Here is a 19,075-nt window from a genome sequence, read left to right as displayed (position 1 = left end):
TAAAAAACGTACAAACTCAAAAAATATTCTTGCATGTCACTCTTAATTCTTTTTTAAGTAGTATATGGCCAGCTGGGTGCGGTCACGGAGTTGGAGCTTCTCTAAAATGATGGATAGTGTATTTCGTACGGTGCCTTCACCAATATAGAGCTGTTCAGCGATTTCTCGATTAGAAAGCCCATTTGCTACTAGTCCTGCGATGTCTTTTTCACGAGGAGTCAATCCATCCAGTCCACTCTGTTCACTAGGAAGCGTCAATTGCCTCAATACATCAGCATCTATTACGCTAACACCTGCCATAAGTGCTCGAAGCTGCTGGGCCATACTGGAAACTTCTGTAGATTTAATTAAATAGCCCTCCGCTCCGGCGAGTATGGCAAGTCGGATGTTCTTTTCATCCTTAAAGGTTGTTAACATCATGATATGAACCAGAGGCCATTCCGTTTTAATTTGCCGTGTAGCCTGAATGCCATCCATGATAGGCATTTGGATATCCATCAGTACAACATTCGGCAGTTCCAACCGACAGGATGTTATGGCTTCGGCACCATTATGGGCTGTGCCGATTACTTCCATGTCCCTTTCGCGGGATAGGAGGACTTTGAGGCTTTTGCAAACAAGATCATCGTCATCTACAATCAAGATTTTCATAGATGGTGCCTCCATTGTTCCGAATTCTCAACTGGAAGGACACAAATTAACAGGAACCCTTTAGTGGTGTCAGTGGATATACTGCCTCCCACAGCCTTGGCTCTGTGGCGAAGATTTCTAAGACCCATACCAGTTTCTTGAACACCATTATCCTTCACGACTCCATCGTTATGAACGGATAATCTCAAAATGTGAGGACTTATGTCCAAGGATATTTCCACTTGTGTCGGTTTGGCATGGCGAATAGTATTCGTTAAGGCTTCCTTAAGAGTGGGATAGAGAATAGTCCAGAGATTTGCAGGAACCTTGGAGGTGTCCCCAAATACATGGAAGTTCACTGGACATAGTGAGAATTTGTCGCAAATATCATACATTCCCTCTAATCCCAGTTCTTTTACCGGCTTTAAATTATGGACTGTTTCTCTTAAATAGACTGCACTATTGGAGAGGCGCTGCTGAGCTAGGGTGAACATTTCACTTGCTGCCGGGTCACCTTCCTTCCAAAGGTGCTCAAAGGCCTGCAAGGCAAGAACGGAGGCGGTTATTTCATGCCCTACCTCATCATGAAGCTGCTGGGCAATTCGGTTTCTTTCTGACAGCTCAGCCAGGCGTGCACCTTGAGCATTAGCCAATAGGAGTTCCTCTTTTAGATTTTCCAATTCGTATCGGTCCCTTCGTTGTCGGTCGGACTCCCTTTGATTCCTTTCCGTATCTTTCGCCCACCTTCCAAGGATTGCCCCGGATAATGCTGCTTGGAGGAAAACGGCTATTACCAGAACGGACGAGTCAGGAAAGGCGAAAATAAACAACAATGTCGGGAGAATGTACACTGGTTGCCTTTTATACATACTTTCAAAAATCGGCAGGGCCAATGCCAATGCGGCAAATGGCCAATAAAGGAGAGCTATAAAACATGCAACCTGATCCAAAAGGACCGTCCAGCCTGGTAGCCGGAACCTCCATCGAGCCAATGTCATTACGATCAGAAACAGCAGAAGGATTACCCCTCCCTCGTCGCCGGCATTATGCAGCCAGAGCAGACTAAGAAAAAGTAACCCTAAAAGACGCCAAAGGTTGGTGGCCGATTCGGAAGTCCAATTATCCCATTTATTTATCATGCATAAACCCGCCCTCACTGATACTACTTTTATTATAGCAAATTCCAGTTAGCCCGCTTCTCCATATATATCATGCTAACTTAATCTTCTTTTGCTTCCTAATAATAGAAAGGCGATACAAAAGAGGAACATAACGACAATCGGTACACCCAGTTCTTCTACTGGAGCACCGTAGGAAACGAGGATGGTCCCTTCCGCTACCCAATAGGTAGGCAGTAACATTACAGCTCTCTGAAAATAGTCAGGCATTATTACCACTGGCCACATCACTCCACCAAGCATAGCCATGAGAATGATGAAGCCTCCTAATATACTAAAGGCTACCTCCTTATTATGAAACAAGGAATACCATGCTAAGGAGAAACCTAAAGCAGTCATGGAGAAAACCGTATAAATGATAAAAAGTAAAATCGGTTCGGGCAGATCAGGTCCATGAACAAGAACTCCAAGAATAACAAACACCACATTAATTAAAGTCAAAATCAACGAATATGCCAACAAGTTTTGCCACAAGTACTGAAAATGGGTGATAGGAGCTACACTTATTCTCAATAACGTCTTATCTTCCCTATCCTCCAAAATGATACCCCCTAGCCTGGCAGCCAAGAATAACAGGATAATACTATAATATTGGAAGCCTATTGGGATTTTCGGCCATTCTCCAGACGGAAGAAATACGGCCCCTATCGGCAAAGCCAGTAAGAAAATTATATTGGATTTCTTTCGAAAAAAACGCTTAAATACAAAAGTAAAAACGGTCATAGAAGCTTCCGCCTTCCAAAATATGTGGCTGTTATGGCCAATAGGATAGATGAAGCAATCAGAATAACAAAGCTGATTAGTGCTTTATCTATATTTTCCCCTGTCATGTTTGCAAATATCATATTCTTTCCAAGCGAAAAGGGATTGCTATAGGTTGAAAGTAGTTGAAAAAGACGACCTTCCGGCAATGGAAACCAAACTTCTGCCAGCATTAAACATACAAGTCCGAACCCTGTCCCCAGCCGCTCAGCTGTTTTATAATTATTCACCCCTAAAACCAAATTGATGAACACAAATTGTATAAGAGTGGATACGGCCAAAAGGATTATCAACACGAACGCCAAATTCCCCCAATGGACGTCGTAGACAAAGAATGTGTAAACTACAATGATAAAGCTCTGCAGCACATTAAAGAGTGAACTGGAAATCAAAATGGAATATGCATGCTTATGAGCTTGGTATGGCAGGGAGTACATTCTCCATCTCATGGAAGACATCAAGTCTCCTCTAATATACTCCATTGTGTAAAAGCCACCGAACATGAGAAAGGCGAAAACCATGGTGACCGCAACTTCATCCTTAATGGGAATACCGAGAGATTCATTCACCGCATCGTCCGCTATCATTCCCAAAACAGTTATTAATGCAACAGGGGTAACTAGTAAAATCACCATACCTATATAGTTTCTGAGCATACGGCGAAGGATAAAATAACTTGATCTTACTAACATGGTTATTCCTCCCCTCCGTCACGGAGGCTTTTACCGGTGAGAGTTAAAAACACATCCTCCAAGGTCGGTTCTTCCGCAGTGACGGAAAGAATTCCACCAAAGTCTTTCGCAATGGAAAGGGCACGATCGAGATTTCCCGTTCCAACTTGTGAAATAATTGTTATTTCCTTGTGGGTTCGTGTCACTTGTTTTATCCCGTCCAGCTTACGGAGCCTTTCTAAAAGGAGGTCAGTCGGACTTCCTACCTCCAGCTTTATTTTTTCTTCATGCTGAATTTTTTTCACTAGTTCGTTGATGGTACCCTCGGCAATGACATGCCCCTGATCCATAATAACCACACGTTGCGCGAGAGTTTGTAACTCTTCCATATAGTGTGTCGTATATAGAATCGTCGTCCCTTGCCTGTTTAGTTTGCGAATAGTTTCTAAAATGTGATTTCTGGATCGTGGATCAATCCCTACTGTCGGTTCATCCATAATAAGAAACCTAGGTTTGTGAACAAGAGCGCATGCAATGTTTAGTCGTCTTTGCATCCCACCTGAAAATTTGATAGGGAGCTTTCGTGCATGCTCTGTGAGACCAACAAACTCCAATGTTTCCTCTACCCGTTTTTTTAATTTCTCCCCCTTAATGCCATATATCCCACCAAAAAACTCTAGGTTTTCCTTCGCACTTAGATCAGAAATTAAAGAAATTTCTTGTGGTACAAGTCCGATCTGACGCTTGATTTCCAACAATTTGGAATGCTGTTCCTTGCCAAATACGTCTATCTCCCCGGAATCGAATCCAATAATCCCTGCCAAGGCGTGAATCAAAGTTGTTTTCCCTGCACCGTTTGGTCCCAATAACCCGAGGACCTCTCCTTCTGCAATTTCTAGGTCTACATTATCGAGGACCAACTGCGAGCCATATCTTTTAATTATATTTTTCATACGGACAACTGCCATAAAATACCCTCCTTGAATCCTGTTCTTATTATTATCTTAATTGGCTAAGGTATTTATGGAGTAGTTACAAATGTAATGATTGAGTTTTAAGTGCTTGAATGCATGGTTTTGCAATTATATTTGGAAGGACATATAGAAGGAGTGTGGATTATGGAACAAAATGTGTTTGAACAGATGGCAAAAAGATATGATACAGAAGAAAGAATCAAGTTAGCTAACATAATTTCAACGGAAGTAAAACCGGAAATCCAAGACAGCCAATCAAAATCTTTGATTGACTACGGCAGTGGAACCGGTCTCGTAAGTTTAGAGCTAGCCGATTATGTTGAATCTATTCTGCTAGTGGATTCCTCTAAGCAAATGTTGGAGGTCGGGGCGGCTAAAATTGCACAAAAAGGCATTACCAACGCTAGTGTGCTCTATTACGATTTCACAAAGGAAAGACCAAAAATTAAAGCAGACATCCTTTTACTATCCATGGTGCTCCTCCACATCCCAGATACCAAGCAAATACTACAAGAACTTTACAACACCTTAACTCCTGGCGGAAAACTCATCCTATTCGACTTTGACAAAAACGATAACATTCATCATCAAACCGTACATAACGGATTTTCTCATGAAGAGCTGGAACAGTTACTTTCAGAAATCGGGTTTACTTCCATTAATGTGAAGACTTTTTATCATGGAAAAGGGATATTTATGAAAGAGGATGCTTCAATGTTTATTTCTAGTAGTATAAAGTGTAGGGGCTAATTTGAAACGGTTTGATTTGAATTTCAAAAGCGCCTCCACTTAAAGTAGGGGCGCTTTTACTTATTATAAATATATAACTATTCACCACTATCTTTTTGCTCCGCATAGAACTCATCAATTGCTCTCAGCCAGTTAGTGCGAGCGATCTTAGCTGCCGTTTCTTTATCCCGATTTTCAAATGCTTTTAGCATGGACTCGTGTTCTTCTATAGAAGCACCTGTCAGGATAATGGACTGATGAAAATAGAGACGCAGAACATGTGCCTGAAGATTGGACACTGAATTCGCGAGATACGGATTCTGTGCATTTTCTACAATAATATTATGGAACTGTTCATCCTGCTTTAAAGCGGAATAAAAGTCCCCTTTTTTAATGGCATGAGCGAATTTAGTATTTATCTCACGCAAAGTATCGATTGTATCTTGGGTTATTAAGGGTGTTGCCAGTTCAGCCGCTAAGGCCTCTAAAGCCCCCAATGGAGGTAGGATTTTAGTTATGTCTTCTTTATTCACAGAGGTGACTTGAGTCCCTACTCCTGGAAACATTTCCACTAAACCTTGAACATTGAGTAGTTGCAGAGCTTCCCGTATAGGCGTTCTGCTCACACCTAGAGCTTGTGCAAGCTCCGCATCATTCAGCTTTTCTTTCGGTTGAAGCGTTCCATCAATGATCCACTCTTGAATTTGAGCAAAGGCGCGCTTTTTGGCAGACACACGAGTGGGTGATGAATAGTTAGAAGGTATGGGCATGATGATCAACCACCTTTATAAATTTCACAAAAAACGATTATGAATTCGAGTTAGATATGTTAAAAGTGTATAGTATTCTGCTTTTAAATACAATATATTACACGGAACAATTCTAGGTAATATATTGCATAAACATTTTGCATGTGTTATCTTGTTGTATGCAATATATTACGTTACTAAAATAATTTTCTATTTATATGGGAACAACCAGATCACTTAACTACCAGGGGGACTTAAGATGAATAACAAAATGCCATTTTCATTCGTACTAGCCATTGGTTTTATGCTTTTCGCTTTATTCTTTGGTGCAGGGAATCTAATTTTCCCCGCCATGCTCGGTCAATCTGCAGGGACGAATATTTGGTCTGCTAATGCGGGTTTTATCGTAACCGGGGTTGGGTTGCCTTTACTTGGCGTTTTAGCGTTAGGATATTCGGGGAAAAGTGATCTCCAGTCCTTAGCGAGCAGGGTACATCCTGTTTTCGGACTTGCTTTTACGGTTATCTTATATCTAGCGATTGGACCTTTATTTGCCATCCCAAGAACAGGAACGGCGTCCTTTGAGATGGGAATCAGACCGTTCTTATCAGAAGAAAGCAGTAGCTTTGGTTTACTAATCTACACCATTCTATTTTTTGGCGTTACCGTATTCTTTTCTTTGAAATCTACTAAAATAGTTGATATTGTCGGGAAAGTATTAACTCCGCTATTACTGATTTTCATAGGAATTTTAATTGCCACAGCGTTTATTTTCCCAATTGGGAGCTTCCAAGCTCCTACAGAGAGTTATGTAGACGGCTCCTTCTTTAAAGGATTCCAAGAAGGATATCTGACAATGGATGCCCTTGCAGCCTTTGTATTCGGGATTGTTGTCATTAACGCCGTGAAAGAGAAAGGTGCGACAACGAAAAAGGAAATCATGATTGCTGTCACAAAAGCAGGCAGTATTGCGGCAGGACTTCTTGCCATTATCTATACCTCCCTATCCTTTATTGGGGCTTCAAGTGTGGAAGCACTTGGACAATTAGAAAATGGAGGCGCGGTGCTATCGGGTGCATCTAATCACTTCTTTGGAGCTTACGGTGGACTCTTACTAAGCCTGATCGTGATTGGCGCTTGTTTAACAACAAGTATCGGTCTTATCATTTCATGTTCTTCCTATTTCCATAAACTATTGCCAAACATTTCTTACAAGACCTTTGTTATCTTGTTATCTATGATTAGTGCAATTTTTGCGAACGTGGGCTTAACTCAATTGATTGCCGTATCCGTACCGGTGTTAGTTGCGATCTATCCATTTGTTGTCTGCTTGATGGCCTTAACGTTCTTGCATTCTTTCTTTAATGGAAAAAAAGAAGTGTATCAGGGAAGTATGATTTTCACATCCATTGTGGCGTTTTCTGATGCGTTAAAGGCCGCAGGTATGAGCATTGCGCCCGTTGAAGACCTTTTTTCTACCATTCTTCCTTTATATGAAGTAGGTTTAGGATGGATTTTCCCGGCGATTATTGGTGGTGTCTTAGGGATTGTTTGGAGCAGTATAATGAAAGAAAAGCAGCAACGTGTACAACTTGAGAGGGAAGCAAATTAATTACTCGTTATAAAAGAGAAATTGTTCTCGAAAAAGGATAAATGTACTGTTTAAATGGTGGAATTAAAAGTTCCACCATTTTTTCTTTTGGAGCCTTTATTTGCATTCATATGATTTATTTATTTGCATGTAGTGCAAAATCTCTTTGCAAAAAAACTGCTATTTAGTGTGATAATACAAGAACTCTATGATTTTTTTGTTGGCACAAAAATTGCATTAAAAGAAATATGTACTATTATTAGTCTATTTAAAATAAGAAAGAGAGGAGCCTACACAAAACGTTATCAAATTTAGAAAGCGCTTTCAGTAATCTGAAAATATATTAATTGAGGTGAATTCTTTGGAAAATCAGCTTCAACAAGAAAAGATTCAAGAAACTGGGCAACCGATACCAAAAAATTCTTATAGCATGCAAGAATATTTACAGTTTATCCTTCCTAGTTTTATTGGTATTGTTCTATTTATTATTCCTTTTCCATTTAATGGTGAAATTACGATTCCTGTTGCAATATTAGCTAAATTAGTGCAAAACAGTTTTACAAGTATTCTACCTTTTGTTATGACAGGTGTAATTGTGCTGACAACAATAATCACTTTATTGGTGAAGTTTTCTAAACCGTTTCTGATTGAAAGGTCTCCGTTTCTTTCAAAGTTATTTGATGTCTCAACCACCTGGCTTATTGCTAGAGTATTAGGGATGATCTTTGCAATTATGACTTTATTTCAGTTTGGTCCAAGTTGGATTTGGTCAGAAAATACTGGTGGATTGTTACTTTACGACTTAATTCCCGTACTATTTTCAGTTTTCCTCTTCGCAGGGTTATTTTTACCGCTATTACTGAACTTTGGTCTTCTTGAATTATGTGGTGCCTTATTAACAAAAGTCATGCGACCACTCTTTAAATTGCCTGGTCGTTCTTCCATTGACTGTTTAGCATCTTGGTTGGGTGACGGTACAATTGGTGTCCTATTAACCAATAAACAATATGAAGATGGATATTATACAAAAAGAGAAGCTGTTATTATAGGGACAACCTTTTCTGTTGTATCGATTACGTTTACAATCGTTGTCATTACGTACTTAAATCTTCAAAATGTTTTTGGACCATTCTATCTTACGATTGTGATAGCCGGCCTTGTAGCAGCATTTATATGTCCAAGAATCCCACCATTATCTAGAAAACCAGATACTTACTATGAACACGCTGAAAAAATGATAGATGAAAGTCTACCAAAAAACACGACACACTTTAAATGGGGGTTGAATCAAGCTATTCAACAAGCGAAGAAAAATAAAAGTTATGCTACTGTAATTAAAGGAGGAATCCAAAACGTACTAGATATGTGGATGGGGGTTATTCCTATCGTCATGGCAATCGGAACAGCAGCACTAATCATTGCCGAATACACCCCTGTCTTTAAGTACCTAGGAATGCCGTTTATCCCGCTCCTCACTCTCATGCAAGTGCCGGAAGCAGCGGCTGCTTCTCAAACAATGGTTGTAGGTTTTGCAGATATGTTTCTACCAGCTATTATTGGTAGTTCGATTGAAAGCGAACTAACCCGCTTTGTTATTGGCTGTGTATCTGTCACACAATTAATCTATATGTCAGAAGTAGGTGGACTGTTATTAGGATCCAAACTACCTGTTCGTTTTTTTGAATTAGTTATCATTTTCCTTCAGCGCACAATTATTACGTTACCTATAATCGTCTTAATGGCTCACATTATTTTTTAAGTCTACCCTGAATATTAAGTGTTACTGTTCACAAACAAAGAGCTTTACATACAAATGGCTGTCCAGAAAGTCAGTGAAAGCTGATTATCTAGCAGCCTTTTTTTTAGGTTTTGGCTCTGGTAATATTCCTCGATATATTTTTTGTTTACAAATACGAAAAAAAGGCTTGGGTAATCCCAAACCTTTCAAAAAATTTACTATCAATCAGAACCTGTGATAATAAAATCATCTTGTAAAGAAGCTAATCGCATATTCCGTCTTACCTGATCCCCTTGGTTTACTACGAGGGAGGTGATGTGTCCACTTGCACCTACTGAGATGCCCTCTATCTTTCCTTCTGTTGTTTTAATTAAGAAAAGGTTTTCCCATTCATATACATGGCAGTTTTCGCTAATGTACACTTTTTCGATTATTCCATCATACGGACATTTAATTGAATGATAGCGTTGGATCACATTCTTCACTCCTTGTAAATTCGTTGACCACTGGATTAATTAAATCCAACCTCGGAATTGTGATGCTTCTGCCATTTTGCGAACACCGACCATATAAGCTGCCAAACGCATGTTGACTTCTCTGTCTTGGGAAACACGATAAACTTGATTAAACGATTCTACGATAACTTTATTAAGCTTATCAATGACTTCTTCTTCCGGCCAATAAAAACCTTGATTATTTTGCACCCATTCAAAATAAGAAACGGTGACCCCGCCAGCACTTGCAAGCACATCTGGAATCAGAAGTACGCCACGTTCTGTTAAAACCTTGGTTGCTTCTAGTGTGGTTGGACCATTTGCTGCTTCCACCACAATTGCCGCTTTAATTTTATGGCAATTGTGAGCGGTAATTTGATTGGAGATTGCCGCAGGAACCAAGATATCACAATCAAGTTCTAATAATTGTTCATTTGTTATCGTGTGTTCAAAGAGAGTCGTCACAGTACCAAAGCTATCTCTTCTATCAAGTAAATAGTCGATATCTAATCCAGCTGGATCATACAAAGCACCATAAGCGTCAGATATCCCAATCACTTTTGCCCCTGCATCATGCATAAATTTTGCTAAAAAGCTCCCGGCGTTTCCAAATCCCTGAATGACCATGCGGGCACCTTTCAAAGGAATTCCCTTTTTCGCAGCTGCTTCCTCTATACAAATGGTGACACCAAGCGCAGTCGCTTTTTCTCTCCCGTGGGACCCACCAAGTACGAGGGGTTTACCTGTAATAAAGCCAGGGGAATCAAATTCACGCAGTCGACTGTACTCATCCATCATCCAAGCCATGATTTGTGAATTGGTATATACGTCAGGGGCAGGGATATCCTTGGTAGGGCCGACAATTTGACTGATTGCCCTGACATACCCTCTACTGAGCCGCTCTAACTCAGTAGCAGACATCTTCCTTGGGTCGCAGATGATTCCACCCTTCCCTCCTCCATATGGTAAATTCGCAATGCCACATTTTAGGCTCATCCACATGGAAAGTGCCTTCACTTCCTCCTCGTCCACCTCAGGATGGAAGCGAATTCCCCCTTTTGTGGGACCAACCGAGTCATTATGTTGTGCACGATATCCAGTAAATACTTTTGTCGATCCATCATCCATTCTGACAGGGATACGCACTGTCAACATTCTAAGAGGTTCTTTCAATAGTTCAAAAAGTTGATGCGAATATCCTAGTTTTTCTAATGCTTCTTTAATTACAACTTGAGTGGAAGTAAATAAATTTAAAGATTCTTCTTGGACATTTTTAACAACTGTACTCATGATTGGCCCCCTAGATTATTATTTAGTTAACACGCGTTGAATACGTTCAATCGCCCAATCCAGCTCATCATTGCTGATAATGAGTGGCGGTGCAAAGCGAATGACTGTCTCATGGGTTTCTTTACATAAAAGACCCGTTTCTTTCAAAGCTTCACAAAATGGTCTCGCCTCTTCATGAAGTTCGACACCAATAAATAAACCTCTTCCACGAATATCCTTGATAATTGGGTTTTTAATCTCTTTTAAACGTTTCATGAAGTAGTTTCCTAGTTCCATTGAACGTTCCGTAAGTTTTTCTTCTTCTAGTACTTCAAGAGATGCGATGGAAACAGCACATGCCATTGGGTTTCCTCCAAAAGTGGAGCCATGGGACCCAGGATTAAATACACCTAAAATCTCTTTGTCTGCAACAACACATGATATTGGGAATACTCCTCCGCCAAGTGCTTTCCCTAAAATATACATATCGGGTACGACATTTTCCCAATCACAAGCAAACATTTTACCTGATCGTCCAAGTCCTGATTGGATCTCATCTGCCACGAATAATACATTCTGTTCTTTACATAAGTTATAGGCTTCCTTTAGAAAACCAGCCGGAGGAATAACAATCCCTGCCTCACCTTGAATAGGCTCTATCAAAAATGCGGCAGTATTAGGAGTAAGGGCTTCACGAAGTGCATCTATATCACCATAGGGAATTAATTTAATTCCCGGTAACATCGGGCCAAACCCTTTCTTATATTCTGATTCTGAAGAAAGGGATACCGCTGACATTGTTCTGCCATGGAAGTTTCCGGTACATGCGATTATTTCGGCTTGATTTTCAGCAATCCCCTTTACTTGGTAGCCCCAGCGTCTAACCGCTTTTATCGCTGTTTCCACCGCCTCTGCCCCTGTGTTCATCGGTAGCGCCATTTCCTTTTTAGTTAGCTTTGCTAACTTTTCATACCATGGTCCTAACTGGTCGTTATGAAATGCTCTTGATGTAAGAGTTACCCGATCCGCTTGATCTTTTAAAGCCTGGATGATCTTGGGATGTCTATGACCTTGGTTCACTGCGGAATATGCACTTAACATATCCATGTATTTGTTTCCTTCAGGATCTTCCACCCATACACCTTCCGCTTTGGAAATGACTATTGGAAGCGGATGATAGTTCTTTGCACCATACTTCTCTGTTTGCTGAATTAAATCTTCTGTCATTGTTGGCATAAAATACGCCTCCTGAATTTATTAATTTTTTCTTTATCCCTGCCTAGAATAAACACATCGCCTATCATCTTCAAAGCGTTTCAGACGTTGTTTTCCCTTGTAAATGAAGTAATAAGTAGTCCGGTCCTCCGGCTTTAGAATCTGTTCCAGACATGTTGAATCCCCCAAATGGTTGATATCCTACAATTGCCCCTGTGCAGCCACGGTTAAAGTAAAGGTTACCAACGTGGAAATCCTCACGTGCCTTCTCTATGTTTTCTCGATTATTGGTAATCACCGCACCTGTTAACCCATATTCTGTGTTGTTTGCAATATCAATGGCATGGTCAAAATCTTTCGCTTTACAAAATGCAACAACAGGTCCGAAAATTTCTTCTTTCATTATTCTTGCGTCTTCGTCTACATCAGCAAAAATGGTTGGTTGGATAAACCAGCCTTTTTTATCTTCACCTTCCCCACCGAACATTAACTTACCTTCTTCTTTTCCAATGGCAATATAGCTCATGATTTTATCAAATGCACCTTGGTCATTTACAGGACCCATTTTATTCGATTGTTGTGCAGGATCTCCTACTGTTAATTCACTTGTTAGCTCCACAACACGTTCTAGCACTTGATCATACACATCTTCGAGGATAACCGCCCTTGAGCAGGCTGAACATTTCTGTCCGGAGAAACCAAAGGCAGATGCAACGATTGATTGGGCAGCTAACTCTAGATCTGCTTCTTTATCCACTACGATCGTGTCCTTACCACCCATTTCAGCAACCACTCGTTTTAACCAAATCTGCCCAGGATTTAATTTAGAAGCGCGCTCATAAATGCGCAATCCAACATCACGGGATCCAGTAAAACTGATAAAACGTGTTCGTGGATGATCGACCAAATAGTCTCCTACCTCTGCACCACTTCCAGGAATATAGTTCACAACACCTGCAGGTAATCCTGCTTCCTCTAAAACTTCCATAAATTTTGCGGCTATCACAGGTGTTGTACTCGCTGGTTTAAGCAACACTGTATTTCCTGTAACCAATGCGGCTGTCGTCATTCCGGCCATGATGGCAAATGGAAAGTTCCATGGAGAAATGATGACTCCTACTCCCAATGGGATATATTGATAACGATTGTATTCCGTTGAACGACTCTCAACAGGAACCCCATTTTTCAATTTCAACATTTGACGAGCATAATACTCCATGAAATCAATAGCTTCAGCCGTATCAGCATCTGCTTCATTCCAAGGCTTCCCTGCTTCTTTCACTAAAAAGGCCGAGAACTCATGCTTTCGACGGCGTACAATAGCAGAAGCTTTGAATAAAATATCCGCTCTCATTTCCACCTTGGATTTTCTCCAAGTTTGAAATGTACGATCTGCCTCTTTCATCGCTTTTTCAGCAAGCTCTTGTGTCGCTTTTGAAACACGACCAACCACTTCTTCCCTATTTGCAGGATTAACAGATACAGTGGATTCTTCCGTAAAAATTCTTTCTCCGCCTATAATAAGGGGATAATGCTTCCCTAATTCAGATTCTACTTTATGTAGTGCTGCTTCAAATTCTTTTACATTCCTCTGATTTGTAAAATCACAAAATGGTTCATGTTTATATGATTGGACCAAACTACTCATCCCCTTTTAAAATTGTTTAAATCTATATAAGCAAGAATCGTGCCAACTATTTAACTGTGTATCTATGCGAATGTACGCAATGCAAAGCAATGATTTTTTGCACTTGTTTTATTCTAATATGTCAATTCCGCAAAAATACATTGCACCTTATCACTCCATATCCTACACTAGAAGAAAACTTGTACGATTAGAGGTGCTTACATTGTGGGAACAAAATGATAGGCTAAAACAGTATTACAAACCGATGTTTAAAAGATTGTTAGATGTTATGGACGTCGGAGTACATGCCATTGATACACAGGGAAAAACCATGATATATAATCGAAAAATGACAGAAATTGAGGAAATGAGTGAGGAGGATGTCATTAATAAGTCGTTGCTGGAAGTCTTCATGTTTCCAGAAGAGAAGGATAGTACACTCTTACAAGCCATGCTCCACGGTACGATAACAAAAAATACGAAACAAACGTATTTTAATAATAAAGGACAAGAAATAACGACCATTAATGACACATATCCTATTTATAACGAGGAAAACCAAATCATTGGTGCGATTGAAATTGCCAAAGATGTCACAAAGCTTGAACGGATCATTCGTGAAAACATCCTTCTAAAAGGAGATACGAAGTACACGTTTGATAGCATAATTGGTCAAAGTGAAGCTCTGTTTGAAGTGATTGAAAATAGTAAGCGAGCTACAAGAACGTCATCTTCTGTTTTGATTATCGGAGAAACAGGAACAGGTAAAGAATTATTTGCCCAAAGTATCCATAACGGTAGTCATCGCTCTTCCAAACCATTCATCAGCCAAAACTGCGCAGCACTTCCAGACAATTTAATTGAAGGATTGCTCTTTGGTACAAAAAAGGGGGCCTTTACTGGATCAATCGAGCGACCTGGTTTATTCGAGCAAGCCCAGGGTGGAACACTTTTACTTGATGAGATAAACTCGTTAAACCCCGCCTTACAAGCAAAGCTATTACGTGTGATTCAAGAAAAATCGATTCGTAGAGTCGGAGATATCCAAGATAAAAAAATCGATGTCCGTATTATTGCCACGATTAATGAAGATCCTGTAGATGCGATTGCAAATGGCAATTTGCGCAAGGACCTCTATTATCGATTAGGCGTTGTTTCGATCTTTATTCCTCCTCTTCGGGAAAGAAAAGAGGATATTCTCTTACTCGTTAACTCATTTATTAAGAAATACAATGATCTATTCAATATGAATATAAGAGGAATTAGCAAAGATGTGCTTGAATTGTTTTTTGAATATGACTGGCCTGGAAATGTGAGGGAACTTGAACACATTATTGAAGGTGCAATGAACCTATTAGATTACGAGGATACCATTACATTTTCCCACCTGCCCCTTCCCTTTAGAAAAAAGACACATTTTAAAGAAACAGGCTTTGCTTCAACTAAGAATCAACTACTTGAACAAAAACTGGAAGACAACTTTCAATCCTTTGAATCACATATGGAGGAAGCTGAAAAGGAATATTTACTTAAAGCTTTGGAGCAACATGACTCAAACATTTCAAAAACTGCCAAAGCGTTAGGAATGAGCCGTCAAAGTTTACAATATCGATTAAAGAAATATGGTGTGAAATAAGGTGAAGTGTATTATTCATGAAACTAAATAAACAACAAAAAAAGCGTACTTCCTAATTGGAAGTGGTTGAAGGAGAGAAGAAATGCATAGAAGAACTTTCACAAAGGCACTCATTACCCGATAGGATTCATTGGAATTATCTGTATAACTTTAGGAACAGCAGGCCCAAACCTCTCATTTTCTGGCGGAGCAATTGCTATTTTTGTTGCCGGGTTATGGCTAAAGGAGTTCCCGACTATGATTTCACTTATTGTAGGAATGATTGCACTTATTGGTGTCGTTATCGTGAATGGATCAGGCAGAAAGAATCGTAAAATTTCTGAGAAAGCAGCCTGACGAATTGCAGTAATTTGAAAGTTGTGTTTCAAATTTTCGCGAGCTGTTACGTTCAAAAGAGTATTGTTGGGTTTCCTACTCGCTTTCCTTAAGATAAGGTGAAGATACAATAAAATTGAAAAGAAGACATGGAACTTCCATGGATAAGGAGTTTCCTGTCTTCTTCAATTATTAAAAGTAAACTCAAAACGCGGCCTTCATTACGCTAAACTTGTACAGTCATCGCTTAAGAAATTGGGAAGTAATTTTGATAGCCTAAACGTTAACATGGAATTAAAGGAACTAAAAGGAAAGAAAATTGTTTCAGTGGACATTTAGGATAATAAAAAAGCTTTAATTTTGTATTATAGGTAAATTTTTTAAAAACGCGTTGTCTCATAGAGACAACGCAATTCAATTCTAAATCTGAAACACGCGTAACACCGCTCGACCAGGCGGAGTATCCGTGATGGGGAGTAAAAATAGTAAAAAGCCTAAAAGGTTTACATGTCATGTAAATATTTCTTCAGTTTTTCCTTTATTTTTTCATTTGCAAAAGAGGCTTGCACGCTATCCATATAAATCTGTTTATACTCTACATCATTTATACCAAATTCATGACAGACTAAATCACATTCCTTTGCCATGGTTGTGTTCGAAACCGTTCTGTTGTCTGTATTAACGGTTACTTTTATTCCATCCCTGTGGAAATCATAGATTGGATGATCACTAATTTGGTTTACTGCTTTGGTTTGGACATTACTTGTTGGGCACATTTCAAGTACTACCTGTTTTTGCTTTACAATATTATAAGCTTCTATACAATCATTAATGAACACACCGTGTCCAATTCTTTCAGCCCCTAACAATTCAACAGCCTCAAGCACGTTTTTTCCTATTCCAGTTTCACCTGCGTGGATCGTTACTCTAAAGCCAAATTCTCTGGCCAATGTGATTGGTTCAATAAATTTTCTGCAAAATCCTTCCTCCTCAGAAGCACACAAATCAATTGCGACAACCCCTTTTCCTAAGAATTTCTCCCCTTTCTCAACGACCTCAAAAGCACTTTCCACCGCCATCGTTCTCATACAAGATAAAATGATATTTCCATGAATATCAAATTTCTCTTCTGCCTCTCTCATTCCCTCTATGACACTTAGAATTATTTCTTCTATAGATAACCCCATTTTCGTATGAAGTAATGGTGCAAATCGAACCTCCATATATTTTACATTTTCCATTGCTGCATCTTCAAAAAGCTCAAAAGTAATTCTTTTCAAATTTTCTTTTGACTGCATTACTAAATTTGGAATAGAAAATCTTTTAAGATAGTCATTTAAGGATTCGCAGTTTAGTGGAGCAATAAGTTCTTCTTTCATCTCTTCCTTATCAAAAGAAGGTATATGGATGCCATCTTTCTTTGCGATGTCAATGATGGTCTCTGGTCTAACACTTCCATCCAAATGGCAGTGAAGTTCAATTTTAGGCATTTTAAAAAAGTTCATTGTTGGACCCCCTATTTTTTCACAAAAAAATTCCTGATTACGAAGAAAGCACAAGTGAAAATTCTTGTATTTTCTTCGTAATCAGGAATTATTGGTACCTGGTAGAAACCTCCAAACCATATTATTGGAGTTATACGAATTTGAGCATTTTATTAAGTTCTATATAAAAATAATAAAATTCACCTCAATTGTCAAGAAGCTAGTCTTACATTCAACTTCATGGGACAATCGCTTCTTCTTTTATATTCGATATTTAGATAAGTGAACGCATAGTTTTTAGTTCATGAGTGATAATATATCCATGAAAAGTTATTCGAGGTATTCTCTCTTTTATCTTTAGGAGGTCCCCCCAGTGCATATAGTTGAATCTATAAAAAAATTTCTTCCTGAAGCAAATATCTATGTGTATACCATCATTACTCTTTTGGTTCCTTTGGCCCTGTCTAAGATTAGTGATTATTTTCAAGCCGATAAGGCAAAACCATTCATTGAAAAACAGGATAAGGAAATTCTTGCTTTACTTTCGAATGACTTATCTGCCAATGTTAATGAAATAAACAAAAATTTCGGGACAAACAAGGACATTATTACAAGAGAGTTCACCTTTGGTAAAGAACAGATTGGAGCTGCCATAATTTTTGCAAAAGGTCTTGTAGATCCAACTATTATTAATAGTAATATACTGGAACCATTGCTAGTAAACCTTCCAAATAATATTAACCCTCTGAATATTCAAATTAAAAATCTTTTACCAATTACCGAGATTTCCGAAGAAAACCGGATTGATGTAATCAACACAAGTATTCTTAGAGGGCAAACGGTATTATTTTTACAAGATATCGATTATGCATTTGTATTAAAAACAAGCAATGCTAAAGGTCGTAACTTGGAAGAACCTGTATCTGAGTTGCAGGTTAGAGGACCGCGAATAGGCTTTAATGAGAATTTGATAGATAATATAACCCTTCTTAGGAAAGCGGGGGTTAATACTGAACTAAGGTTTATAACCTTTCAATTAGGCAAACGATTCAACAAAGAATTAGTCATAACTTACGTAGAAGGTATAGCAAATCCTGAAATTGTTGAAAATGTGAAACAAAAAGTCGAGTCTATTGATATTGATAATTTACCTGAATCAGGATATGTAGAGGAGTTAATTGAAGAAAATAATTTCTCGCTGTTTCCTCAGGTTCAAAGTACAGAACGTCCTGACCGGGTTGTTGCTGCTCTATCAGAAGGCAGAGTTGCCATTATATTAGATGGGACTCCTTTTGCATTAATTGTACCTGCTACTATAAATATGTTTTTACAATCACCAGAAGATTACTATGAGCGTTGGATTGCCGGCAGTTTAGTCAGATTCCTAAGGTATATAGCTGCATTTATAGCTGTTTTCACTCCTGCATTATACATATCTTTTGTATCATTTCATCAAGGATTAATACCTACAAAACTTGCCCTTTCCATTATTAGTTCTAGGGAAGGGGTTCCCTTTCCAATCCTTATTGAAGCTCTTTTAATGGAGGTATCTATTGAGATACTGAGAGAAGCAGGTTTAAGGCTACCGAAACCAATTGGCCAAACGATTGGAATCGTTGGTGGATTGGTAATCGGAGATGCAGCCGTTCAAGCTGGTATAGTAAGCCCAGTAACTGTTATTGTCGTAGCTCTGACGGCGATTTCTTCCTTCTCGCTTCCACAATATAATATAAGCATTTCGTTAAGAATATTGAGATTTATTGCTATGTTCCTTGCTGCAACTTTAGGGTTGTATGGTGTTATAGTCTTCTTTATATTTTTCAGCATACACCTTGTTCGATTAAAAAGCTTTGGAGTTCCTTATCTTAGCCCTGCAGTACCTTATCAGACTAATGATTGGAAAGACTTTTTAATACGACTTCCAATTTCAGCTATGAAAAAAAGACCAAAGATTTTAAAGCCAATCGACACTATCCGAAAAGGGTAAATTACTTTTCAGGGAAGGATCTAGTG

General features: G+C 39.0%; 16 protein-coding genes and 1 riboswitch. Of the genes, 5 read left to right on the top strand and 11 right to left on the bottom strand.

Features of this window, described 5'->3' with window-relative positions; genetic code table 11:
* Positions 1 to 42: 42 nt before the first annotated feature.
* The 5 genes from LG307_RS01130 to LG307_RS01110 all read right to left on the bottom strand — a co-directional run bounded on the left by LG307_RS01130 (position 43) and on the right by LG307_RS01110 (position 4,209).
* Positions 43 to 651: a response regulator gene (locus LG307_RS01130; RefSeq protein WP_404447059.1), complete on the bottom strand. Its 609-nt coding sequence runs from the start codon at positions 649 to 651 to the stop codon at positions 43 to 45.
* Positions 648 to 1,769: a histidine kinase gene (locus LG307_RS01125; RefSeq protein ID WP_404447058.1), complete on the bottom strand. Its 1,122-nt coding sequence runs from the start codon at positions 1,767 to 1,769 to the stop codon at positions 648 to 650. Before LG307_RS01125 ends, LG307_RS01130 begins: the two co-directional genes overlap by 4 nt.
* Before the next feature lie 75 nt (positions 1,770 to 1,844).
* Entirely contained in the window at positions 1,845 to 2,531 is a 687-nt protein-coding gene (locus LG307_RS01120) for an ABC transporter permease (protein WP_404447055.1), read from the bottom strand.
* Positions 2,528 to 3,262 (bottom strand): ABC transporter permease, encoded by a 735-nt coding sequence (locus LG307_RS01115; protein ID WP_404447052.1) that lies wholly within the window; start codon positions 3,260 to 3,262, stop codon positions 2,528 to 2,530. The genes LG307_RS01120 and LG307_RS01115 overlap by 4 nt, the downstream gene beginning before the upstream one ends.
* 2 nt (positions 3,263 to 3,264) lie before the next feature.
* Positions 3,265 to 4,209, bottom strand: coding sequence for an ABC transporter ATP-binding protein (locus tag LG307_RS01110; RefSeq protein ID WP_404447049.1), 945 nt, complete (start codon positions 4,207 to 4,209; stop codon positions 3,265 to 3,267).
* A gap of 150 nt (positions 4,210 to 4,359) precedes the next feature.
* On the opposite strand from LG307_RS01110, the gene LG307_RS01105 reads away from it, so the two are divergent.
* A complete protein-coding gene (locus LG307_RS01105; RefSeq protein WP_404447046.1) occupies positions 4,360 to 4,965 on the top strand; it encodes a class I SAM-dependent methyltransferase in 606 nt (201 codons plus the stop codon).
* Positions 4,966 to 5,042: 77 nt separating this feature from the next.
* Here LG307_RS01105 and LG307_RS01100 read toward each other — a convergent pair whose 3' ends face one another.
* Entirely contained in the window at positions 5,043 to 5,714 is a 672-nt protein-coding gene (locus LG307_RS01100) for a GntR family transcriptional regulator (protein ID WP_404447043.1), read from the bottom strand.
* 238 nt (positions 5,715 to 5,952) lie between these two features.
* Here LG307_RS01100 and brnQ point away from each other — a divergent pair, with 238 nt between their 5' ends.
* The gene (gene brnQ, locus LG307_RS01095; RefSeq protein ID WP_404447041.1) at positions 5,953 to 7,305 is read left to right on the top strand and encodes a branched-chain amino acid transport system II carrier protein; all 1,353 of its coding nucleotides are present in this window, start codon (positions 5,953 to 5,955) and stop codon (positions 7,303 to 7,305) included.
* A gap of 409 nt (positions 7,306 to 7,714) precedes the next feature.
* Positions 7,715 to 9,043 carry a YjiH family protein gene (locus LG307_RS01090; RefSeq protein ID WP_404450347.1) on the top strand — a complete coding sequence of 443 codons (1,329 nt, stop codon included), beginning with the start codon at positions 7,715 to 7,717 and terminating at the stop codon, positions 9,041 to 9,043.
* Positions 9,044 to 9,243: 200 nt separating this feature from the next.
* Here the strand turns inward: LG307_RS01090 and LG307_RS01085 are convergent, their stop codons facing one another.
* The 4 genes from LG307_RS01085 to pruA form a co-directional block, all read right to left on the bottom strand.
* Complete coding sequence (locus LG307_RS01085; protein WP_404447038.1) at positions 9,244 to 9,498, bottom strand: hypothetical protein; 255 nt, start codon at positions 9,496 to 9,498, stop codon at positions 9,244 to 9,246.
* 39 nt (positions 9,499 to 9,537) lie between these two features.
* Entirely contained in the window at positions 9,538 to 10,806 is a 1,269-nt protein-coding gene (locus tag LG307_RS01080; RefSeq protein WP_404447036.1) for a Glu/Leu/Phe/Val dehydrogenase, read from the bottom strand.
* Positions 10,807 to 10,824: 18 nt separating this feature from the next.
* Positions 10,825 to 12,021: an ornithine--oxo-acid transaminase gene (locus LG307_RS01075; RefSeq protein ID WP_404447034.1), complete on the bottom strand. Its 1,197-nt coding sequence runs from the start codon at positions 12,019 to 12,021 to the stop codon at positions 10,825 to 10,827.
* Positions 12,022 to 12,091: 70 nt separating this feature from the next.
* Entirely contained in the window at positions 12,092 to 13,639 is a 1,548-nt protein-coding gene (gene pruA / locus LG307_RS01070; protein WP_404447029.1) for an L-glutamate gamma-semialdehyde dehydrogenase, read from the bottom strand.
* A 253-nt stretch (positions 13,640 to 13,892) separates the two neighbouring features.
* Here pruA and LG307_RS01065 point away from each other — a divergent pair, with 253 nt between their 5' ends.
* Positions 13,893 to 15,263 (top strand): sigma-54 interaction domain-containing protein, encoded by a 1,371-nt coding sequence (locus LG307_RS01065; RefSeq protein ID WP_404450346.1) that lies wholly within the window; start codon positions 13,893 to 13,895, stop codon positions 15,261 to 15,263.
* 818 nt (positions 15,264 to 16,081) lie between these two features.
* Here LG307_RS01065 and add read toward each other — a convergent pair.
* Positions 16,082 to 17,083 carry an adenosine deaminase gene (gene add / locus LG307_RS01060; RefSeq protein WP_404447026.1) on the bottom strand — a complete coding sequence of 334 codons (1,002 nt, stop codon included), beginning with the start codon at positions 17,081 to 17,083 and terminating at the stop codon, positions 16,082 to 16,084.
* 58 nt (positions 17,084 to 17,141) lie between these two features.
* A riboswitch (purine riboswitch) is annotated at positions 17,142 to 17,241 on the bottom strand.
* 194 nt (positions 17,242 to 17,435) lie between these two features.
* Between add and LG307_RS01055 the strand changes: the two genes are divergently transcribed.
* Complete coding sequence (locus LG307_RS01055; protein WP_404447024.1) at positions 17,436 to 19,049, top strand: spore germination protein; 1,614 nt, start codon at positions 17,436 to 17,438, stop codon at positions 19,047 to 19,049.
* Positions 19,050 to 19,075: the final 26 nt, after the last annotated feature.

The sequence above is a fragment of the Sutcliffiella horikoshii genome (assembly GCF_044809035.1).
GTDB classification, from domain to species: Bacteria; Bacillota; Bacilli; order Bacillales; family Bacillaceae_I; genus Sutcliffiella_A; species Sutcliffiella_A horikoshii_G.
This window is presented reverse-complemented; position numbering and strand designations above follow the sequence as displayed.